The organism is Microbacterium sp. W4I4 (assembly GCF_030816235.1).
Lineage (GTDB): Bacteria > Actinomycetota > Actinomycetes > Actinomycetales > Microbacteriaceae > Microbacterium.
Window position 1 is genome coordinate 1271057 of record NZ_JAUSXT010000001.1, and the last position, 21862, is coordinate 1292918.

The window sequence follows — 21862 nt, forward strand, 5'->3', positions numbered from 1 at the left end:
ACATCCGCCGGTCAATCGGCTCAGGCGGATGGAAAACGTCGGCCTGAGGCACGCCGAACCGGCACTTTTCATCCGCGCCCCGTGTGAGCGGATGGAGAACGTCGGCCCAGCGCACCGGGAACCAGCGGTTTCCATCCGGGGCGGGAGGGCGGACGGCATCGGGCGGTTCAGGTGCGCAGCGTCGGGCGGTTCAGGCGCGCAGCGTCACCTCACGGCGCACGGGAAGCACCACCGGATGCGAGCCGGCCATGACCTCGAGCACGCGCACCACCTGGCAGGAGTAGCCGTACTCGTTGTCGTACCAGACGTACAGCACGACGTCCTTGCCGTTCGCGATGGTCGCGAGCCCGTCGACGATGCCCGCGCGATGCGAGCCGACGAAGTCGCTGGAGACCACCTCGGGCGATTCGATGTAATCGATCTGCTGGCGCAGCTTGGAGTGCAGCGAAGCCCGACGCAGGTAGTCGTTGAGCTCGTCCTTGGTGGCCGTGTTCTCCAGCGTCAGGTGCAGCACGGCCAGCGAGACGTCGGGGGTGGGCACGCGGATCGCCGATCCGGTGAGCTTTCCGGCCAGCTCCGGCAGCGCGCGGGCGACGGCCTTCGCGGCCCCGGTCTCGGCGATGACCATGTTCAGCACCGCGGAGCGGCCGCGACGGTCGCCCTTGTGGAAGTTGTCGATGAGGTTCTGGTCGTTGGTGAACGAGTGCACGGTCTCTACGTGGCCCCGCACGATGCCGTAGGCCTCGTTCATCGCGGCCAGCACCGGTGTGATCGCGTTGGTGGTGCAGGATGCCGCGGAGACGATGCGGTCCTCGGCCGTGATGCTGGCGTCGTTGATGCCGTGCACGATGTTCTTCAGCTCGCCCTTGCCGGGAGCGGTCAGCAGCACGCGAGCGACGCCGGTGGACTCCAGGTGACGACTCAGCCCCGCCTCGTCGCGCCAGCGGCCGGTGTTGTCGACGACGATCGCGTCGCGGATGCCGTAGGCGGTGTAGTCGATCGTGCCGGGGTCGTCGGAGTAGATCACCTGGATGCGCATGCCGTTGGCGATGATCTGCGAGTTCTCCTCGTCGACGTCGACGGTGCCCTCGAATCGGCCGTGCACGGAGTCGCGCAGCAGCAGCGAGGCGCGCTTGACGAGGTCGTTCTCCGCGCCCTTGCGCACGACGATGGCGCGCAGGCGCAGCCCGCTGCCGCCGCCCTTGTGCGCGATGATGATCCGCGCCAGCAGACGGCCGATGCGGCCGAAGCCGTACAGCACGACGTCCACCGGATCGGCGAGCTCCGCGCCCAGCGCCGGTGCGAGCTCACCGCGAAGGTAGTCGTCCAGATCCTTGCCGCTGTCGAGGTGGCCTTCGACGAGCCGGGCGACGTCCAGCGAGGAGGCACCGGGGCCGATCTCGCGCAGCGCCTCGAGTACGGCGAGCGTGTCGGCCAGCGCGAGCTGCTTGTGCCCGAGCTGCGCGACGCGGTCGTGCACTTCGAGGATGCCGGTGGTCGACAGCCCGAGCAGCCGGTGCCCGTGCAGCGATGTGACGACGTCGTGCGTGCGGTTCAGGCTGCCGATCAGCGGGATCATCCGCTCGGCGAGTTCTTCGTTGACGTGCCAGTCATCGTGGTGGTTCACGACGTGTTCCATGTGCGTCCTTGCAGGCGTGGTCGAGCGCCGCCGGGTGACGGAGCTCGCGGGAGGGTCGGCGATCTGCCGTCACCAGGCTAATCTCGCCGCGCGCGCCGACCCGTGCACTTCCGGGTGCAAGATCATCGCGAGTATGAGGGGAACGAGGAGATTCCGGGTTCTTAACCGGTCTCCGCGCGCACATCCTCCGGCGTGCGGGTGGCCGAGGCATCCGTCTCCGCCTGCTGGGCCGCCACGCTCGCGGTGCGCAGGAACACGATGATCCAGCTGAAGATCAGCACGGCCACGATCAGCTCGACGGCGGTGAGGTTGTAGTAGCCGGTCACGAAGAACACCCCGAGCAGCGCGATCACTCCGACATAGACGTAGCCCAGGCCGAGGAACACCCGTGGCAGGGTCGGCAGCAGCCATGGCAGGGCGCAGATCAGGGCGGCGTAGATGACCGCCATGCCGGTCGCGACGGTGTTGTGCACCAGGAAGAAGAGGTTCACCGGGAACAGTCCGACGGCGGCGAGGAACACGCCGACCAGGATGAGTCCGATGCGCATGAGTCTGCGCCCGCGGCGCTGCGCATGGCTTGCGACCGGCAGCCCTGCGGTCGCATAGCGCGCGATGGTCGTGACGATGATCCCGGCGATGACCAGCGTGGTGTTGAACGCTGGCGCGGCGCTGTTGGTGGTCTGGCCGAGCGCGGACAGGTTGTCGTGCCACCACTGCGGATCGCTGGAGCCCAGCATCGCCGCGAAGGCGCCGACGACGAGGAAGATCGACAGATCCATCGACAGCGACATCGGGGAGAGCCGCGCGGCCCCGAGGAAAGCGATGTAGGCGGTCAACGCGAAGGCGACTCCTACCAGCACCGCTCCCGGAAAGGAGAACACCGGGGCCCCGACGAAGCTCAGCTCGAGCAGCACGGCGATACCGCTCCATCCCAGCAGCGCGATCGACGCGTAGGCCCCGCCGATCGCGACCAGGTCGAACCACCGCAGTCGGTCCTCGGGATCGAGGAATCCGTCGCGGGCCAGGCTCCCCGAGCCCGGGCCCGGCCGCACGGCGATGCGTCCGAGCGCGAACGCGATCACCGCGACGATCGCTCCCCCGAAGGCCGCGTACCATCCGATGGATCCCGGTCCGGTGATCGCCAGGTGGGCGCCGCCGAAGATCACCCAGGAGACCAGGAATCCGATCACGAGGATGACACCGCCGACGAGCAGGGCGATCGTCTCCAGCGTCTGCATCGTGCGGGCAGGGCGGCTCAACACGTCCCGCACTCGGGCAATGAGCTCACTCACCTGTGGCATCCGCTCCAGCCGAACTGATCGGCTGCCTCCGGGGAAAACCTTAGGGCACGGCCCCGATGGTCTCAGCTCGCAGGACGCCGGATAGCCTGGAACCATGACCCAGAGCATCCTCACCCGTGCCGTGCTTCTCGACATGGACGGCACCCTCGTCGACTCCACGGCGGTCGTCGAGCGGCTGTGGCTCGCGTGGGCCGAGCCGCACGGGCTGGACCCGCAGCGGGTGCTGGAGGTCGTGCACGGTCGTCAGGGCCATCAGAGCATGGCGATCCTGCTTCCCGAGCGCGATCATGCGATCAACCTGGTCGAGAATCAGGAGATGCTCGACCGGGAGAGCGCCGATGTCGAGGGCGTCGTCGCGATCGGCGGAGCGCAGCAACTGCTGACGTCGCTGGCGCAGCATCCGCACGCCATCGTCACCTCCGCGGACGTCGCGCTCATGACCGCGAGGATGGATGCTGCCGGGCTCGCCATCCCCGAACTGGCGATCACCGCCGAGAGCGTCAGCGCCTCGAAACCGCATCCCGAGGGCTTCCTCAAGGGCGCCGCGCTGCTCGGTGTCGAACCCGCCGACTGCGTCGTGTTCGAGGACTCCCCTGCCGGCATTCAGGCGGGGCTCGCCGCCGGGATGATCGTGATCGGCGTGGGACCGCACGCCGCGGCGAACAACCCGACCTATGCGGTAGCGGACCTGACCGACATCACGATCATCGAGCGCGAAGACGGGTTCGAGCTGACGATCGGCTGAGCTGTGTCTTTCCGCGAGAGTTACTAACACTTACGGATCTATGTGTTGGTATCGTAGGACGATGGTTGCGCCGTCTAACAGCCCACGCATCCCCGTCGAGCCAGTGTCCCACGAGACCTTCGACTGGATTCCGCGCGCGCCGCAGATGTACTCCCGCGCGGAGGTGGAGCGACAGACGGGTGCTTACCAGGCGGCCGTCACCGCACCCATCCTGGACCTGCGTCTCCAGATCTCCGGCGAAGACTCCGCCGACGTGGAGGATGCAACTCGACAGCTCATCTCGTTCGACGAACATGCGCAGCGCGTGCTGGGCGCCGACAACCCCGCGCTCGGGCCGATGACTGCGATTCTGCTTCGCACAGAGTCCGCATCGAGCTCGCAGATCGAGCAGTTGACGACGTCAGCGAAGCAGCTCGCCCTCGCCGAGATCGATGAGGGCGACAAGGCCAACGCGCTCATGGTGATCGGCAATGTCCGGGCCATGGAAGCCGCGCTCCGACTGTCAGCCGACGTCAGTGAAGACAGCATCCTCGCGATGCACACCGCGCTCCTCCGGCATCAGCCCGGCTTCGAGCACGAGGCCGGGCGCTACCGCCGCGAGCAGGTGTGGATAGGGATGGGGAACGCCGGTCCTCGAACCGCCGACTTCGTCGCCCCGCATCACGCCCGCATTCCCGAAGCGATCACTGACCTCGTCGGCTTCATCAAGCGTCAAGACCTCCCCGTGCTTGCACAAGTCGCCATCGCGCACGCCCAATTCGAGACGATCCATCCATTCGTCGACGGCAACGGCCGCACGGGCCGAGCGATTGCGCAGTCGGTCCTTCGAAACAAGGGTCTGGTCGCGTCGACCGCAGTGCCGATCTCCGCCGGACTGCTCGTCGACACCGAACGCTACTTCGCGGCGCTGACCGCGTACCGCTCAGGTGACGCCGGGCCGATCATCCGCCAATTCGCCGGAGCGAGCCGCATCGCCGCGAGCACGGGCTCTCAGCTCGTCGACGACCTCGTCGCAGAACTCGAGCGGTCACGCGCAATGATGAATGGCCTACGGTCAGATGCCACGGCATGGAGACTACTCCCGGACTTGGTCGGACAACCCGCGGTCAACATGAGATATCTCACGGGCGCACTGGGATTCGGCGAGATGACTGCGCTTCGTGCGGTCGATTCGCTCGTCGAGCGTGGGGTGCTCGTCGAGAGCACCGGCAAGGGACGCAACCGCGTCTGGCAGCACCGCGGAATCCTCGACGTGCTCGACGCCTATGCCGCCCGGATCCGGCGGATGTCCGCACGAGACTGACCCGATCGGAACGGATCCAGCGAGTCACCCGGCCTCACTCCCGGCCGAAGTCCTCGAAGATCAGTGTCGTGCGGGTGGAGCGGATCGACGGGATCGCCTGGATGTCCTCCAGCACGATGCGACGCAGGTCGCGGGCGTCGCTGGCGCGTACCAGCAGGATGACGTCGAAGTCCCCGCCGACCAGGGCCATGTGCTCCACCTCGGGGATGGCTCGGAGCCGCGCCTGCACGTCCTGCCAGGTGGCCTGCTCGATCGCGAGCATCACGTAGGCGGAGGCGTGGTGGCCGAGCTGCACGGGGTCGGTGCGCACCGTGTAGCCGGTGATGACACCGGCATCCGTGAGTCGCTTGATGCGGGCGTGCGCGCCCGCGCGGGAGATGTGCACGGTGTCCGCGATCGCGGTCATCGAAGTGCGGGCGTCTCGGCGCAGTTCGTCGAGGATCGCCTGATCCGTGGCATCCAGATCGGTCATGTGAACTCCTTCGTTCTGTCACCGGATTCTGACAGTTCGCAACCTCCGGAGCAAGAACGGTGACGATCATCCACAGTTCGCGGCTTTCGATTGGACGATTGCTGATCCGGAGGCATGCTGGGAGCACCAGTTCGGCAAGGAGGGCGAACCATGCGGCACGACGACCTGCTCCCCCGCGACATCCCGGTGTCGCTCATCGCTGCCGACGGCACCGCCGTCGCCGACGAGCGCTACTCGATGCCGGATGCCGAGACGCTGCTGCGCGCGTACCAGGGCCTCGTCGAGGGCCGCCGCATCAACGATCAGGCCTACGCGCTGGTGCGGCAGGGCCGCATGGCGGTCTACCCGTCCTCGCACGGGCAGGAGGCCTGCCAGATCGGCGCGTCTCTCGTACTCGGCGAGCGCGACTGGCTCTTCCCCACCTACCGCGATTCCGTCGCGGTCATCGCGCGCGGCGTCGCGCCGGCGGATGCCATGGTGCTGCTGAAGGGTGACTGGCACTCCGGCTACGACCCGGCCGAACATCGTGTCGCCCCGCAGGCCACCCCCCTCGCGACCCAACTGCTGCACGCGGTCGGCTTCGCCTACGCAGTCAAGCGCCGCGGCGAGGACACCGTCGTGCTCGCCCTCTGCGGTGACGGTGCGACCAGCGAGGGCGACTTCCACGAGGCGATGAACTTCGCCGCCGTGTTCCACGTGCCCGTCGTCATCTTCGTGCAGAACAACGAGTTCGCGATCTCCGTGCCGCTGTCCAGGCAGACCGCCGCCCCGTCGTTGGCGCACAAGGCGATCGGCTACGGGATGCCGGGGCAGCGCGTCGACGGCAACGATGTGGCCGCCGTGCTTGCCGTGCTCGGCGAGGCGGTGGAGCGCGCCCGCTCCGGCGGCGGACCGTCGCTGGTCGAGGCGCACACCTACCGGATGCAGGCGCACACCAATGCCGACGACGACACCCGCTACCGGGAGCGCGAAGAGGTGAAGGCGTGGGTCGCCCGAGACCCGCTCAGCCGCATGCAGACGTACTTGACCGCCCAGGGTCTGCTCGACGATGCCGCCGAGGAGCGGCTGGCCGCGGGCGCCGAGGACATCGCCGCAGCGCTGCGCGACGCGCTGAACGCGGATGCCGAACTCGACCCCGAGGACCTGTTCCGCTTCGTCACCGCCGAGCGCTCCACACAGCTCGAGGAGCAGTGGCAGCTGCTGCGCGCCGAGATCGAGCGCGCATCCCTCGGCAGTACGGATCTGGCAGACGCAGGAGGTCACCGATGACGATCGCACACGACGACACCCGGCTCGACACCGCCCGCCCCGTGGTCGGGACGATGACCATGGCCACCGCGCTCAACCGCGCGCTCGCCGACGCCATCACGGAGGACCCCGAGGTGGTCGTCTTCGGGGAGGACGTCGGCGCCCTCGGCGGAGTGTTCCGCATCACCGATGGCCTGGCCGAACGGTTCGGCGAAGACCGCTGTTTCGACACGCCGCTGGCCGAGTCGGGCATCGTCGGCACCGCGGTCGGTATGGCGATGAACGGCATGCGCCCGGTGGTCGAGATGCAGTTCGACGCGTTCGCACTGCCGGCGTTCGAGCAGGTCGTCAGTCACGTCGCCAAGCTCGGCAACCGCACCCGCGGGGCCGTGCGGATGCCGATGGTCATCCGCATCCCGTTCGGCGGCGGCATCGGCGGCGTGGAGCACCACTGCGACTCCTCCGAGGCGTACTACGCGCACACTCCCGGGCTGACGGTCGTCTCGCCGTCGACCCCGCAGGACGCGTACTCGATGCTGCGGGCGGCGATCGCCTCGCCCGACCCCGTGGTGTTCCTGGAGCCCAAGAAGCTGTACTGGTCCAAGGGCGAGGTCGACACGTCGATCACCGTCGATCTCGGCACGGCGCGCGTCGCGCGAGAGGGCACGGACGTCACGGTGCTCACGTACGCGGCCATGGTTCCCGTCGCCCTTGAGGCTGCCGAGATCGCCGCATCCGAGGGACGCAGCGTGCAGGTCATCGACATCCGCAGTCTGTCGCCCTTCGACGACGCGACAGTCACCGCGGCAGTGAAGTCCACGGGCCGCGCGGTGGTCGTCGCCGAGGCGCCGGGATACGTCAGCGTCGCGAGCGAGATCCAGGCCCGCGTGTTCGAGCGCTGCTTCGAGTACCTCGAGGCGCCCGTGCGCCGGGTGACCGGCTTCGACACGCCCTTCGCTCCGCCGAAGCTCGAGCACTGGTATCTGCCGGATGCCGATCGCATCCTGGATGCCATCGATTCGCTGCACTGGGATGACAGCGACGCCGAGGGGGCTCCGCGATGAGCACCGTGACCGCCCGGGTGTTCCGCCTGCCCGACCTCGGCGAGGGACTCACCGAGGCGGGCCTGGTGCAATGGCTCGTGAAGGTGGGCGACACGATCACGACCGATCAGGCCATCGCCGAGGTCGAGACCGCCAAGAGCATTGTCGAGCTGCCGTCCCCGTTCGCGGGCGTCATCACGGCACTGCACGGCGAGCCCGGCGACACGATCGACGTCGGCTCCCCGGTGCTCGAGGTCGACGGGGTCGCGTCCGATGCCCCGGGCACGGCGACTCCGGATGCCAGTGGTGCGGATGACACCGGTGCGGATGCCACCGAGCAGGACGCGTACCGCGCCGAGGAGCGCGCGGGTTCCGGCTCCGGCAACGTCCTGATCGGCTACGGCACCACCGAGCGCGCCACCTCCGGTCGCCGCCGTCCCCGCGCCACCCCCTCGCCCTCGCCCACGCCCTCCCCCACCCCCTCTTCGTCGAGAGCACGGGACCTCGCCGAGAGCACGGCTTCTTCGCGCGCAGAGCCCGTGCACGCGTCGACATCCCGTGCTGTCGACGGGGGTGAGGCGCGCCCTGCACCGGTCGCGGTGCGTTCGCCGCTGGTGCGCAGGCTCGCGCGCGATCTGGGTGTCGACGTGCAGACCATCACGGGGACGGGCGCCGACGGCGCGATCACCCGAGGCGATGTTCTGCGCGCGGCGGTGGACACCGCGGTGGACGGCGTCGGCGCAGCCGCGGCATCGGCATCGGCATCGGCATCGGCATCGGCATCGGCATCGGCATCCGCCCCGGCATCCGGCGAGTCGCTCGACGGGCTCGCCGTGCTCTCACGCGAACGGATGAGTCCGCTGCGCAAGGCCGTCAGCGCGAAGCTGTCGCGCAGTCGCACCGAGATCCCCGAGGCGACCGTCTGGGTCGACGTCGACGCGACCGAGCTGTGGAACCTGCGCGCGCAGATGGCTCCCGAAGGCGGCAAGGCGCCCTCGCTGACAGCGCTGCTGGCCCGGTTCACGCTGATCGCTCTGGCCGAGTTCCCGCTGCTGGCATCCCGATTCAATGACGACGCCTCCGAGATCCTGAGTTTCGACGGGGTCAACCTCGGTATCGCCGCCGACACCGATCGCGGACTGATGGTCCCGGTCATCCCCCGCGCACACGATCTCGACGTGCAGCAGCTGGATGCCGCGCTGCGCGAGCTCGCGGCGACCGCACGGGAAGGCCGGATGCCACCGGAACGACTGCGCGGATCGACCTTCACCCTGAACAACTACGGCGGCCTCGGTGTCGACGGCTCGGCGCCCATCATCAACCATCCCGACGTGGCCATGCTCGGCATCGGCCGCATCCTGGAGCGGCCGTGGGTGGTCGACGGCGAGATCGTCGTGCGGCGCATCGCACAGCTGTCGCTGGTGTTCGATCACCGGATGTGCGACGGCGGCTACGCCGCAGGCTTTCTCCGCCGCGTGATGGAGCTCATCGAGCATCCGCTCCGCGCCTACGGGCGGGTCCGATGACGCCCAAGCCCGTCTATTTGTGCCGTACGCCCGGCGCAGGGCTCGCAACGCGTGCATTGGACACAAATAGACGGGCGTGGCGAGGGGACGTGAGGGCATGACCGACGCATACCTGGTGGACGGGATCCGCACCCCGATCGGACGCTACGGCGGGGTGCTCTCGAACGTGCGCCCGGACGATCTCGCAGCCCTTGTCGTCGGCGAGACCGTCCGGCGCTCCGGCGTGCCGCACGACGCGATCGACGAGGTCATCCTGGGCGCGGCGAACCAGGCCGGCGAGGACAACCGCAACGTCGCCCGTATGGCCGTTCTGCTCGCCGGGCTGCCGGACACGCTCCCGGGTATCACCGTGAACCGGCTGTGCGCATCCGGGATGTCGGCGATCACGATGGCGTCGCAGGCGATCCGATCCGGCGATGCGGACCTCATCGTCGCGGGCGGTGTGGAGTCCATGTCCCGCGCCCCGTGGGTGCAGGCCAAGCCCGAGCGCGCTTGGGCCAAGCCCGGTGCCGCCTTCGACACGTCGATCGGCTGGCGGTTCACGAACCCGAAGCTGCTCGCCCGCGACAAGGCGACCTTCTCGATGCCGGAGACGGCGGAGGAGGTTGCGCGGCTCGACGGGATCAGCCGAGCGGATGCCGATGCCTTCGCCCTGCTCAGCCACCAGCGTGCCATCGCCGCGATCGACGCCGGCCGGCTGGCCGCCGAGATCGTCGCCGTGCAGACCGCGCGGGGACTCGTCGACACCGATGAGGGCCCGCGCCGCGACACGTCGCTGGAGGCGCTCGCGAAGCTGCGCCCTGTCGTCGACGGTGGCCAGGTCGTGACGGCAGGCAACGCCAGTTCGCTCAACGACGGCGCCTCGGCGATCGTCGTTGCCAGCGCGGATGCCGTGCAGCGTCACGGCCTGCGCGCGCGTGCGCGCATCGTCGCATCCGCCACCGCGGCACTGGCACCCGAGATCATGGGGCTCGGCCCGGTCCCCGCCACCGAGAAGGCTCTGCGGAAGGCAGGATTGACGGTCGCGGATCTGGGCGCGGTCGAGCTGAACGAGGCGTTCGCGTCGCAGTCGCTGGCCAGCATCCGCCGCCTGGGCCTGGATCCCGAGATCGTCAACGCCGACGGCGGGGCGATCGCCCTCGGGCATCCGCTGGGCTCCAGCGGATCGCGCCTGATCGTCACCCTGCTTCGCCGGCTCGAGGCGACAGGTGCGCGCTACGGGCTGGCGACCATGTGCGTCGGCGTCGGCCAGGGCACCGCGATGATCGTGGAGCGACTGTCGTGAGCGCCCCCGCCCAGGTCGCACTCGTTGCCGCCATCGGCGCGCCCCACCCCGCCCAGGTCGCACTCGTTGCCGCCATTTCGGCGCCGAAGCGGCATCGATTGCGACCTGGAGCTCAGGGGGCACTCTCATGAGCGCACTGCTCCTCGAACGCCGCGACGACCGCGTCGTCGCCACGCTGAACCGCCCCTCCGTGCGCAACGCGATCGACCAGGGCATGGTCGACGAGCTGCACGCGCTCTGCGAGGAGCTGGAGCGCGAGCCCCGGGTGCTGATCCTCATCGGCGCCGACGGGATCTTCGCCTCGGGCGCCGATATCAGCCAGCTGCGCGAGCGCAACGCCGACGATGCACGCAAAGGCATCAACTCGACGATCTTCCGCCGCATCCGCTCCCTGCCGATGCCGGTGATCGCCGCGGTCGACGGCTACGCGCTGGGAGGTGGGGCCGAGCTCGCCTACGCGGCGGACATCCGCATCGGCACGCCCCGCGTGCGCTTCGGCAACCCCGAGACCGGACTCGGCATCATCGCCGCGGCAGGCGCCACCTGGCGACTGCCGGAGATCGTCGGGCACGCGCGCGCCAGCGAGCTGCTGCTCACCGGCCGCATCATCGACGGGGAAGAGGCCCTGGCGTGGGGGCTGGTGTCCTCCCTGCACGAACCCGACGCCCTCCTGGACGCCGCACATGCGCTGGCCGACCGGATCGGTGCGAACGGCTCCCGGGCGACGCAGCTCACCAAGCTCGCCCTGCTGGCGGGTCCTGACCAGCACCCCGCGATCGAGCTCGAGGTGCAGGCCGAGCTGTTCGACAGCGACGAGAAGCACCGCCGTATGACGGCCTTTCTGGAGAGACGACGATGACACTTCCACAGATCGTCGGCGTGCTCGGCGGCGGCCGCATGGGCGCAGGCATCGCGCACGCCTTCCTGCTCGCCGGCGCGCAGGTTCACCTCGTCGAGCGCGATGAACCGTCGGCGGATGCGGCTCGCGAGCGGGTGCTCGCCAGCGTCGCGACGTCGGTCAAGCGTGGAGATCTCGCCGACGCCACGGCGGTCACCGCATCGCTCGCGGTCGGCACCGACATCACCGCGTTCGCCGGTGCGGGTCTGGTCATCGAAGCCGTGCCCGAAGACCGGGACCTCAAGCTCGACGCCCTGACGCGCATCGAGGCCGTCCTCCCGGAGGACGCGGTGCTGGCATCCAACACCTCCTCGATCTCGATCGACGTGCTCGCGGCATCCCTCACCCGCCCCGAACGCTTCCTGGGCCTGCACTTCTTCAACCCGGTGCCGGCATCGAAGCTCGTGGAGCTCGTCGTGGGCTCCCGTACCGACGACACGGTGGTCGCCGACGCCCGCGGTTGGGTCGCCGCCCTCGGCAAGACGCCGGTGGTCGTGCGTGACTCCCCCGGATTCGCGTCGAGCCGACTGGGCGTGATGCTCGGCCTGGAGGCGATCCGAATGCTGGAGGAGGGCGTCGCCGACGCCGCGGACATCGATGCCGCCATGGAGCTCGGCTACCGGCATCCGATGGGCCCGCTGCGCACAACCGACGTCGTCGGGCTGGATGTGCGCCTCGGCATCGCCGAGGAGCTGGCCCGCGAGCTCGGGCCGCGGTTCGAACCGCCCGAGCTCTTGCGGCGCCTGGTGGCGGAGGGAAAGCTGGGCCGCAAGAGCGGCGAGGGATTCTACGTGTGGAACGAGGAACGATGACCGACTACCTGCCCAGTTATGTTCAAGGCGAGTGGCGGACTCCCGCCGCTGATGCGAAGGCGACCGATGTGCGCGATGCCTCCACGGGCGACGTGATCACCCGCGTCTCCACCGAGGGCCTCGACCTGGCGGGCGCTCTCGAGTACGCCCGCACGATCGGGCACGCTTCGCTCGCGACCCTCACCTTCCACCAGCGTGCCGTGCTGCTGAAGCAGTTCGCGCTGGCACTGACGGAGCGCAAGGACGAGCTCTACGCCGTCTCCGCGCGGGCCGGCGCGACGAAGGCCGACTCCTGGGTGGACATCGACGGCGGCATCGGCGTGCTGTTCGCGTACTCGGGCAAGGGCCGCCGCGAGCTGCCGAACAGCCGCGTGTACGTCGACGGCCCGGTCGAGCCGTTGTCGAAGGACGGCTCATTCCTCGGCCGCCACATCTACACGGCCCTGCCGGGCGTGGCCGTGCAGATCAACGCCTTCAACTTCCCGGTCTGGGGCTCGCTGGAGAAGTTCGCCCCGGCGTTCCTGGCCGGCATGCCCACGCTCGTCAAACCCGCCACCCCGACCGGGTATCTGGCCGAAGCGATGGTGCGCATCCTCGTCGAATCCGGGCTGCTGCCCGAGGGCTCCGTTCAGCTGGTCAGCGGCAGCGTCCCCGACCTGTTCGAGAACCTGCGCCTGGGCGACCTGGTCGGCTTCACCGGCAGCGCGTCCACCGCCGAGAGTCTGCGGCGGCATCCGTCCGTGCAGACCGGCGGGGTGCGCTTCACCGCCGAGACCGATTCGATCAACGCGTCGGTGCTGGGCACGGATGCCGTCGACGGCACTCCCGAGTTCGATGCGTACGTGCGCCAGCTGGTCGCGGAGATGACGTCGAAGGCCGGGCAGAAGTGCACGGCCATCCGTCGGGCGATCGTTCCGACCGGGTCGGCGGATGCCGTGATCGCGGCCGTGCAGGCGCGCATCGCCGACAAGACGGTGCTGGGTGACCCGCGTGCAGAGGGCGTGACGATGGGGCCGCTGGCCTCGCTCGCGCAGCGCGACGAGGTGCTGCGGCAGGTGCGCGCGCTGCAGGACGCCGGCGGACGGTTGGTCATCGGCACCACCGATGCCCCCGAGGTGCGCCTCGCCGACGGCACCACGGCATCCGCGCCAGATGGCGCCTTCGTCTCCCCCGTGCTGCTGCGCTTCGACGATGCGCAGGCGGATGCCGTGCACGGCGTCGAGGCCTTCGGCCCGGTGTCGTCGCTGCTGACCTACGACACGACCGACGAGGCAGCGGCGCTCGTCAACCGTGGCGGCGGGTCGCTGGTGACGAGCATCGCCACCCACGACCCGGCCCAGGCCGTGGAGCTCGCCACCCGCATCGCGCCGTTCAACGGCCGGATGCTGCTGCTCGACCGCGACGACGCCCGCTCATCCACGGGGCACGGCTCGCCGCTGCCGGGACTCGTCCACGGAGGGCCCGGCCGGGCAGGCGGCGGCGAGGAGCTCGGCGGCATCCGTGCCGTGCTGCACCACATGCAGCGCACGGCCGTGCAGGGCTCGCCCGAGATGCTCACCGCGCTGACCGGCGTCTGGCACGCCGGAGCCGCCGCACGGGCCGGCGACCGGCATCCGTTCCGCAAATCCCTGGCGGAACTGCGCATCGGCGACCAGATCGTGTCGGGCTCGCGCGAGGTGACACTGGAGGACATCGAGACCTTCGCGCACTTCACCGGCGACACCTTCTACGCCCACATGGACGAGGAATCCGCCGCGGCGAACCCGTTCTTCCCCGGTCGCGTCGCGCACGGCTATCTGCTCGTGTCATGGGCGGCGGGCCTGTTCGTCGACCCGGAGCCCGGCCCGGTGCTCGCCAACTACGGTCTGGAGAACCTGCGCTTCATCACTCCGGTCTCGCCCGGCGACAGCATCCGGGTCGAGCTGACGGCCAAGCAGATCACGCCGCGCGAGACCGACGAGTACGGCGAGGTGCGCTGGGACGCCGTCATCCGCAACCAGAAGGATGAGCTCGTGGCCACCTACGACGTGCTCACGCTCGTGACCAAGGAGCCGATCGCCGCATGAGGGAGATGATGCGACGCGATCAGGCCTCGGCGATGCTCGGGATGGTGGTCGAGCTCGACGAGCCAGGGCGCGCCGTCGTGTCGATGACCGTGCGCGACGACATGCTGAACGGCTTCGCGATCACGCACGGCGGGCTGGTGTTCGCGCTGGCCGACACGGCGTTCGCGATCGCCTGCAACGAGGACGAACGGGTCACCGTCGCCGGCGGCGCCGACATCACGTTCCTGAAATCGACCACGACCGGTCAGGTGCTCACCGCGACGGCCGTGCGTCGCGTCGTCAGCGGCCGCAGCGGGCTCTACGACATCACGGTGACCGACGAGACCGGCGATGCCGTCGCCGAGGTGCGCGGGCGCTCGATCAGCACGAACCGGATGCCGGGCTGACGCGGGCCCGCCACGCTGTGAGGCGCCTCTCCGGTGGCCGGCTCGAGATCTCCTGCTCCCCGTCCTACAGTGCGGGCAAGTGCATGCGCGTGAGGACCTGCGCTCTGCGAACTCGAGCGCGTGGATGCTGAACTGCCTCACTGAGGGCTGGTATACCGAATGCCCATGTGGTATACCAGGGGTAGCATGTCACACATTTAGTGACCGATGGATCGCTCTTCTCTCGCTCCGCGTTCCGTCCAACCCCTCAACGATGAGTGAGCCTGCCCATCAGGCTCGCGGACAAGGACACGCAGAACATGGCCCGCAGCATCCCCGGCACCGGCAATGGCAACGTCTTCGTCGTCACGGAGAGCAGCGCCGATCGCATCGCTTTCGTCGATCTCAGCAACACCCGGACGCCGGTGCAGACCGAGACAATCGTCGGAGCAGCCCCATGGGCCATCGCGGTACACGAATCCACCCGTCGCGCCTACGTGACCACCGCTGAGGGCCTGGCCGTGGTCGACCTCGACTCCCGTGAGCGCATCGCCCTGGCGTCCTACATCGACCAGCCGACCGACATCGCTTACGGCGAGTACCGGCCCGGCGGCACTGGTGTGGTCGTGACCCCCGACGGCGCGACCGTTTACGCCGGTGTACACCGTGACGGACGCAACTCCACCGTCGAACGCTTCGACGCGGCCAGCGCCTCCTTCACCGACTCCTTCGAAGTGGGCGACCGTCCGTTCGACGTGCAGATATCGCCGAGCGGCCACGAGCTGTACACGATCGACCACGACTCGTTCACGGTGCACACGATCAGCGTCGGCGACCATACCGTCGTGCGCACCGAGGTCGCGCCCTTCGGCACCGAACTTGGCCTGCTCTCGCACTACAAGCCACATTATGCCGCGGTCGCCGAGGACGGCACGCTGTACCTGCCATTCCAGGGCCAGGGCCTCGTGGTGTACTCCCCGGAGAGCCACGAGTACGCCACTGAGCCGATGACCGCCGACTCGCACCAGCACGGTGTCGGTCTCACCGCCGACGGACGCCTGCTCGTCGTCGGTGTCGGGCCGATCGGCGGGGCGACACTGGGACCGAGCCTCACCATCCGCGACCTCGCAACCGGCAGCGAGACCGTACTCCCGCTGGAGAAGGGGCACGAGAACGCAACCGAGTGGCTCGACGCACCCGATGGGCGGCCGAAGGCTGTCCTCACCGGCGGTTCGACCAGCCGCGGCCCGTGGGACGGCATCGCGGTCGTCGACCTCGAATCCCACGTTCTCACTGAGATTCCTGTTCCGAACATGCCTCAGATGGGCGTATTCATCACCGACTGACCGCCCTCGTCTCCACACCTCACCCGACCCTGGACGGCACGCGGAACGGACCGCGGGCCGCAAGAGAGGAACACAATGTCCACCCACAAGCCCGCACTGCTGCGGTTCGCCGGCATCGGTGCCGCCTTCGCTGTCAGCGCCGCGCTACTCACTGGATGCATGGGCCCCGCCGCATCCTCCGACTCTTCCAGCGGCGGGGCGCCGGCCGGTGGATCGGCCGTGCTCGCCATGCCCGCCGAGCCGGCGAACATCGATCCGATCATGATGCGCTCGCTCTCTGCCTGGAACATGTACTACGCCGTGTTCGACGGACTCACCCGCATCGCCTCCGACGGCTCAGTTCAGCCCGGCCTCGCCGAGTCGTGGACCGCGAACGACACCCAGGACGTCTGGGAGTTCACGATCCGCGACGATGTGAAGTTCCACGACGGCACCGACCTGAAGGTGTCGGACATCGTCTACACGTACGAGAAGATTCTGGCCAGCGAGACGTCCACCAACCGCGTCGCCATAGCGATGGTGGACACGGTTGAAGCCATCGACGAGCACACCGTGCGCTTCACGCTGAAGAACCCGTTCAGTGCCTGGCTCAGTCAGGTCGGCACCATCGGCATCGTCCCCGAGGTCGACTACGAGGCCAAGGGCACGAAGTTCGCGGACGCGCCGATCGGCACCGGCCCGTACAGTTTCGTCGCTTGGAACCACGGCGTCGAGTACCAGGTGAAGCGCTTCGAGGACTATTGGGGCGATGCAGGCAAGCTCGAGAACGTGACCTTCTCGTTCGTCAGCGCACCCGACGCACGCGTGACGGGCGTGGAGTCAGGCACGCTGGACGCCGCGATCGTCCCCGAGAGCCAGGTGCCGGTCATCGAGGCGTCCGGCAACGCCGGCGTCATCGAAGGCACCTCGAACAAGGTGACCCTGCTCGGCATCAACACCACCGCCGGGGCGCTGAAGAACGCTGATGTGCGTCGTGCGATCGCGATCGCGGTGGACCGCGAGCAGATCATCGACCAACTCCTCGAGGGCTTCGGAGACGAGACCGGCCAGCCAGTCGCCGAGGGCGTCACCGGCTACGTCGATGACTACCCGTCACCCGAGTTCGACAAGGACGCTGCGGAGGAGCTCGTCGAGAAATCCGGCTATGCCGGTGAGGAAATCACGCTGCAGTACGCGAGCACCGGCGGCGGCCCGACGGACTCAGAGGTCGCCCAGGCAATCGCCGGCAATCTGGAGGACGCCGGCCTGAACATCAAGCTCATCGGCTCCGAGCAGTCGAGTCTGAGTCTGAGCATCGCGAATCACCAGATCACCGGCCTGTACCTCAACCACTGGTCGCCCTCGAGCATGGATGGCGATGTCGTCGTCTCGCAGCTGCTCGCCGGCGGTCCGGAGGACTACTCCCGCGACCCCAGACTGGCCGAGCTCTATCTCGCGCAGCAGGCGGCCGGCGAGGACGACCGCACCCAGGTGTACCGAGAGATCTGGGAGTACAACACCGAGAACGTGTACAACGTCCCGCTGTGGCAGGCCGAGAACGCGTACGCCGCGTCGAAGACCTTGAAATGGACGCCCGCGATCGACGGCATCTACCGCATCGCGGAGATCTCCCGCACCGACGGCTGAGTTCAGGCGGTGCCGCGCCCCGGCGCGGCACCGCCTGTCCCACCCCACCCCCCACCCTCCACCGTCTAAGACGGAGTTCGCCACCATGGCCCCATACCTCGTTCGCAGAGTTCTGCAGGCGCTCGCAACTCTGTTCATCGCCGTCACGATCGCGTTCCTGCTGGGGCGTGCTTCTGGCAAGCCCGCAGCCCTGATCCTCACTGAGGGCGCGACGACCGCTCAGATCGACGAGCTCAACGGGAAGCTCGGCTTCAACGACCCGCTCGGTGTGCAGTACCTCAACTACCTCTCCGGCCTGTTGCGCGGCGACTTCGGCGTCTCGTATCGCAACCCGGGCCAGTCGGCCATCGACATCATCGCCGAGCGACTGCCCGCAACGATCACCCTGGCGATCACAGCCTTCGCCATCGGCCTCGTGCTCGCGGTGGTCGCCGCGACACTGATCCACATCACCGGCAGCCACACCTTGCGTGCGCTGTTCGTGTGGACCGGCTCGCTTCGCCAGTCGGTGCCGGACTTCTTCTTCGGCGTCGTGCTCGTGTTGCTCTTCTCTGTCGCGCTCGGCTGGTTGCCCAGCCTGGGCTACAGCGGTACACCATCGCTGGTGCTCCCGGTGGCGACCATCGCGACAGCGCAGTTCGTGCTCTATGTGCGGCTGCTCGACGCGGCGCTCGGTGAGCAGACCACCGCCGACTACGTGCGGACCGCATACGCGCGGGGCAAGGGCCACGGCATGGTTGTGCTGACCGAGATGCTGCCTAACGCCTTCCTGCCGGTCCTCACCGTCGCCGGCCTCAATCTCGCCGGCCTGCTGGGCGGGACGATCATCGTCGAGCAGGTGTTCGCATGGCCAGGCATCGGCACAGCCCTGATCGGAGCCGTCAGTCAGCGCGACTTCGCCGTCGTCCAGGCGGGCCTGCTGGTGGTCTCGCTCATCTTCGTCGCAGTGAACGTGGCCGTCGACATCCTCTACTCGCTCATCGATCCCCGGGTGAAGCTCTCATGACTGACACCGTCTCCATGCCCGACCGCTCTTCCGTCACCGACACCGTCGCCATCGCGCAGACAGACCCCTCGCCGCACGGGCGTCGCCGCGGACGTCGTCGTGGATCAGGACAGATGTTGTCGCATCTCGGCGGCGCCGTTGTGGTCGCCACGATCGCCGCGATCATCGCCGTCCACCTGTGGTCAGGATTCGACCCGTACGCCCAAGACCTCGCCTCGGCGCGGCTGGCTCCATTCGCCGACCCTGCCCATCCTCTCGGCACCGACGCCATCGGACGGGACCTGCTCAGCCGCCTCGCGGCAGGCGGCAAGACCACCCTGTGGATCACCGCCGCCGTCATCGCTCTGAACATGCTGGTGGGCACCGTCTTCGGGCTGCTGGCCGGCTTCTTCGGCGGATGGCTCGACAACGTCGTCGCCCTCGTCACCGACGTGAGCCTGGCCATGCCGGCAGTGCTGCTGCTGATCGCCTTGTCGGCCATCTTCGGCCCGAGCGCGCTCCTCATGATCCTCGTGCTCGGGTTCACGCATTGGATGAGCTTTGCGCGTCTCGCCCGCGCCACGGCCCTGTCGCTGCGAAATCGCGACTTCGTGCTCGCTCCGCAGATGCTCGGCGCGTCCTCCGCGCGCGTGATCCGCACGCATATCCTCCCCCACGTCGTGCCGCAGATGCTCATCGTCGCAGTCACCAGCATCGGATCGGTGATCCTCCTGCAGGCCGGTCTCGACTACCTCGGCCTCGGCATCCAGCCACCGGACCCGACCTGGGGCGGCCTGGTACTCGATGGCCAGAAGTACCTGCGGCTGTCGCCCTGGCAGGCGGTCCTTCCCGGCATTGCGATCTTCCTCGTCGTCGGCGGCGCGCAGTTCCTCAGTCAGCGCTACACCGCCGAGAACACCCAACCTCTCCGGAAGGTCCGCTGACATGTCCATTTCCGCACAGCCTCCGCTGCTCGAGGTCCGCGACCTCGTCATAACAACCCAGGACCCGTCCGGCAGAACCGTGCACCTGGTCGACGGCATCTCCTTCACCGTCGCCGAAGGCGAAGTGGTCGGCATCGTCGGAGAATCGGGGTCGGGCAAGAGCCTGACCGTGCTCGCCGTCATGGGCCTGTTGCCCGTCGGCCTCGAGATCGCCAGCGGCTCGATCCTCTGGCGCGGCGAGGAGCTCGTCGGCATGAGTGATCGCCTGCTACGCCGCCGGCGCGGGCGCGACTTCGGCATGATCTTCCAGGACCCCATGACCGCACTCAACCCGATCCGCCGGATCGGAGCGCAGCTGACCGAGGCGGTGCGCCTGCATCAGGGGGTGTCCCGCTCCGCCGCTCGGCAGCGTGTGCACGAGCTGCTGAGCACCGTCGGCGTTCCCGACGCGGCCCGCCGGGCGCGAGCCTACCCGCACGAGTGGTCGGGAGGCATGCGCCAGCGGGCTGTGATCGCGATGGCCATGGCCAACGATCCCGCGTTGCTCATCGCCGACGAGCCGACCACCGCCCTCGACGTGACTGTGCAGGCGCAGGTCATGCAGACCCTCGCCAAAGCACGCGAAGAGCTCTCCTCGGCCCTAGTGCTCATCACCCACGACCTGGCGCTCGCGGCACAGAACGCCTCCCGGATGATCATCATGTACTCTGGCCGCATCGTCGAGACCGGCACGGTGCGCGAGATCTTCCTTCACCCCACCCATCCGTACACGTTGGGTCTGTTGCGCAGTCTTCTCTCCGAAGGCGATGAGCGCGCTTACGCGATCCCCGGCAATCCGCCGTCGCCGCGACTGCGCCCGACCGCCTGCGCGTTCGCGCCGCGCTGCGAGCTCGCAGCAGAGCGGGCGGAGTGCACCAGCCTCCGCCCGAGGCTCGAGCTGCGCCCGAACGGGTCGAGCTCGGCCTGCCACTTCGCCGACGAGCTCGTCGGCGCCGAAACAGGAAGAGGACACTGATGTCGGATGCGCTCGTCGAGGTCGACGACCTGCACGTGACATACGGACGCCGTGGAGCCGTTCGCCACGGCCGGGGCGTTCACGCCGTGCGCGGCGTGAGCCTGCGCCTGTACGCCGGCAGGACCCTGGGCCTGGTCGGCGAATCGGGATGCGGCAAATCGTCGCTGATCCGTGCCCTGTTCGGACTTAGCCCTATCGTCTCAGGCGCCGTCCGCGCCTTCGGCGAGGACATCACGCATCTACCCGCGCGCGGGCGGCGCCAGCTCGGCAGACGGATGCAGATGGTCTTCCAAGACCCGTACTCGGCGCTGGACCCCCGGATGACCGTGCACGAGATCGTTGCCGAGCCGTTGCGAATCACTGGCGGCTATGAGCGCAGCCACGTCGACGAGTTGCTCGACCGCGTCGGAGTGAGCGCCGAGATGGCCGAGCGCCGGCCAGGCGAGTTCTCGGGCGGTCAGCGCCAACGCGTCGGCATCGCCCGTGCCCTGGCGCTGAGGCCCCAAGTGCTCGTGCTCGATGAGCCGGTCTCGGCATTGGACGTGTCGATCCAGGCACAGATCCTGAACCTGCTTGAGGATCTGCAGCACGAGTTCGACCTCGCCTATCTGTTCGTCTCGCACGACCTGGGCGTGGTGCGCCATGTCGCCGACGACGTCGTGGTGATGAATGCCGGCGAGTTCGTGGAGCAAGGCGCCATGACCAAGGTGTTCGACTCGCCGCAACATCCGTACACGCAGACGCTGCTCGCCTCGATCCCGCGGGTCGACTTCGTCTGACGCCGCCCAGCGTCGCGCCGACGGCTCAGCCCCATAACCCGAGCACGAACGGCAGCACCGCGCTTGCACCGGCCTGGCGCAGCGTGCGCGCGGCGACCGTGAGCGTCCACCGGCTGTCGGCGAGGTCGTCGACCAGCAGCACCGGTTCGTCCGGACTGACGCGGGCCCGGTACACCTGCACGACCGGATGCCGGGATTGCTCGTGCACGTGTCTCCGGGTCGTGCAGGCGTGCCGATCCACGCCATCACACGAGCGGATATGAGCGACGAGATCGTGTTCGATGCGATCCACGTCGGCCTGATCGAGATCGGTGAAACGGTCAAAGAGCTGCGCTTCCACGTGCCACCGCGACCTGCCTTCGGAAACACCGGAACGACAGCTTCGGCCGATGGAGTTTCGGCGGGGTGTTTCGGCAGCCACCCCATGCCAGACATGCCTTGAACAGATATCTTCAAGCCGCCGA

Annotated in this window: 21 protein-coding genes; 17 read left to right on the forward strand and 4 right to left on the reverse strand. The window is 68.5% G+C overall.

Features of this window, described 5'->3' with window-relative positions:
- Positions 1-190: 190 nt before the first annotated feature.
- The gene (locus QF046_RS06130) at positions 191-1639 is read right to left on the reverse strand and encodes a glyceraldehyde-3-phosphate dehydrogenase (RefSeq protein ID WP_307367280.1); all 1449 of its coding nucleotides are present in this window, start codon (positions 1637-1639) and stop codon (positions 191-193) included.
- A gap of 161 nt (positions 1640-1800) precedes the next feature.
- Positions 1801-2940, reverse strand: a complete 1140-nt coding sequence (locus QF046_RS06135) for a DUF998 domain-containing protein (RefSeq protein ID WP_373425668.1) — start codon at positions 2938-2940, stop codon at positions 1801-1803.
- 94 nt (positions 2941-3034) lie between these two features.
- Here QF046_RS06135 and QF046_RS06140 point away from each other — a divergent pair, with 94 nt between their 5' ends.
- Together QF046_RS06140 and QF046_RS06145 are read left to right on the forward strand one after the other, a co-directional pair.
- The gene (locus tag QF046_RS06140; RefSeq protein WP_307367284.1) at positions 3035-3685 is read left to right on the forward strand and encodes an HAD-IA family hydrolase; all 651 of its coding nucleotides are present in this window, start codon (positions 3035-3037) and stop codon (positions 3683-3685) included.
- A gap of 61 nt (positions 3686-3746) precedes the next feature.
- Positions 3747-4988, forward strand: coding sequence for a Fic family protein (locus tag QF046_RS06145; protein WP_307367285.1), 1242 nt, complete (start codon positions 3747-3749; stop codon positions 4986-4988).
- A 34-nt stretch (positions 4989-5022) separates the two neighbouring features.
- Here QF046_RS06145 and QF046_RS06150 read toward each other — a convergent pair whose 3' ends face one another.
- Positions 5023-5460 (reverse strand): Lrp/AsnC family transcriptional regulator, encoded by a 438-nt coding sequence (locus tag QF046_RS06150; RefSeq protein ID WP_307367287.1) that lies wholly within the window; start codon positions 5458-5460, stop codon positions 5023-5025.
- A 150-nt stretch (positions 5461-5610) separates the two neighbouring features.
- Here QF046_RS06150 and pdhA point away from each other — a divergent pair, with 150 nt between their 5' ends.
- The 14 genes from pdhA (at position 5611) to QF046_RS06220 (ending at position 21398) form a co-directional block, all read left to right on the forward strand.
- Positions 5611-6729 carry a pyruvate dehydrogenase (acetyl-transferring) E1 component subunit alpha gene (gene pdhA / locus QF046_RS06155; protein WP_373425669.1) on the forward strand — a complete coding sequence of 373 codons (1119 nt, stop codon included), beginning with the start codon at positions 5611-5613 and terminating at the stop codon, positions 6727-6729.
- Positions 6726-7772, forward strand: coding sequence for an alpha-ketoacid dehydrogenase subunit beta (locus tag QF046_RS06160; RefSeq protein WP_307367291.1), 1047 nt, complete (start codon positions 6726-6728; stop codon positions 7770-7772). Before pdhA ends, QF046_RS06160 begins: the two co-directional genes overlap by 4 nt.
- Positions 7769-9277 carry a dihydrolipoamide acetyltransferase family protein gene (locus tag QF046_RS06165; RefSeq protein WP_307367293.1) on the forward strand — a complete coding sequence of 503 codons (1509 nt, stop codon included), beginning with the start codon at positions 7769-7771 and terminating at the stop codon, positions 9275-9277. The genes QF046_RS06160 and QF046_RS06165 overlap by 4 nt, the downstream gene beginning before the upstream one ends.
- A gap of 97 nt (positions 9278-9374) precedes the next feature.
- A complete protein-coding gene (locus QF046_RS06170) occupies positions 9375-10562 on the forward strand; it encodes an acetyl-CoA C-acyltransferase (protein ID WP_307367295.1) in 1188 nt (395 codons plus the stop codon).
- 127 nt (positions 10563-10689) lie between these two features.
- Complete coding sequence (locus QF046_RS06175) at positions 10690-11421, forward strand: enoyl-CoA hydratase/isomerase family protein (protein WP_307367296.1); 732 nt, start codon at positions 10690-10692, stop codon at positions 11419-11421.
- The gene (locus QF046_RS06180; RefSeq protein ID WP_307367298.1) at positions 11418-12272 is read left to right on the forward strand and encodes a 3-hydroxyacyl-CoA dehydrogenase family protein; all 855 of its coding nucleotides are present in this window, start codon (positions 11418-11420) and stop codon (positions 12270-12272) included. Before QF046_RS06175 ends, QF046_RS06180 begins: the two co-directional genes overlap by 4 nt.
- The gene (gene paaZ / locus QF046_RS06185) at positions 12269-14338 is read left to right on the forward strand and encodes a phenylacetic acid degradation bifunctional protein PaaZ (protein ID WP_307367300.1); all 2070 of its coding nucleotides are present in this window, start codon (positions 12269-12271) and stop codon (positions 14336-14338) included. The genes QF046_RS06180 and paaZ overlap by 4 nt, the downstream gene beginning before the upstream one ends.
- Positions 14335-14724 carry a hydroxyphenylacetyl-CoA thioesterase PaaI gene (gene paaI / locus QF046_RS06190; protein ID WP_307367302.1) on the forward strand — a complete coding sequence of 130 codons (390 nt, stop codon included), beginning with the start codon at positions 14335-14337 and terminating at the stop codon, positions 14722-14724. The genes paaZ and paaI overlap by 4 nt, the downstream gene beginning before the upstream one ends.
- Before the next feature lie 257 nt (positions 14725-14981).
- Positions 14982-16049: a YncE family protein gene (locus tag QF046_RS06195; protein ID WP_307367304.1), complete on the forward strand. Its 1068-nt coding sequence runs from the start codon at positions 14982-14984 to the stop codon at positions 16047-16049.
- Positions 16050-16124: 75 nt separating this feature from the next.
- Positions 16125-17675 (forward strand): ABC transporter substrate-binding protein, encoded by a 1551-nt coding sequence (locus tag QF046_RS06200; protein ID WP_307367306.1) that lies wholly within the window; start codon positions 16125-16127, stop codon positions 17673-17675.
- Between the two features lie 85 nt (positions 17676-17760).
- Positions 17761-18681, forward strand: a complete 921-nt coding sequence (locus QF046_RS06205) for an ABC transporter permease (RefSeq protein WP_307367308.1) — start codon at positions 17761-17763, stop codon at positions 18679-18681.
- A complete protein-coding gene (locus QF046_RS06210; RefSeq protein ID WP_307367311.1) occupies positions 18678-19604 on the forward strand; it encodes an ABC transporter permease in 927 nt (308 codons plus the stop codon). Before QF046_RS06205 ends, QF046_RS06210 begins: the two co-directional genes overlap by 4 nt.
- Before the next feature lies 1 nt (position 19605).
- The gene (locus QF046_RS06215) at positions 19606-20619 is read left to right on the forward strand and encodes an ABC transporter ATP-binding protein (RefSeq protein ID WP_307367313.1); all 1014 of its coding nucleotides are present in this window, start codon (positions 19606-19608) and stop codon (positions 20617-20619) included.
- Complete coding sequence (locus QF046_RS06220) at positions 20619-21398, forward strand: ATP-binding cassette domain-containing protein (protein WP_307367315.1); 780 nt, start codon at positions 20619-20621, stop codon at positions 21396-21398. The genes QF046_RS06215 and QF046_RS06220 overlap by 1 nt, the downstream gene beginning before the upstream one ends.
- A 25-nt stretch (positions 21399-21423) precedes the next feature.
- Here the strand turns inward: QF046_RS06220 and QF046_RS06225 are convergent, their stop codons facing one another.
- On the reverse strand, positions 21424-21606 hold the full coding sequence (locus QF046_RS06225) for a phosphoribosyltransferase (RefSeq protein ID WP_307367317.1): 183 nt from the start codon (positions 21604-21606) through the stop codon (positions 21424-21426).
- A gap of 51 nt (positions 21607-21657) precedes the next feature.
- Here QF046_RS06225 and QF046_RS06230 point away from each other — a divergent pair, with 51 nt between their 5' ends.
- Complete coding sequence (locus tag QF046_RS06230) at positions 21658-21840, forward strand: hypothetical protein (RefSeq protein ID WP_307367319.1); 183 nt, start codon at positions 21658-21660, stop codon at positions 21838-21840.
- Positions 21841-21862 lie beyond the last annotated feature (22 nt).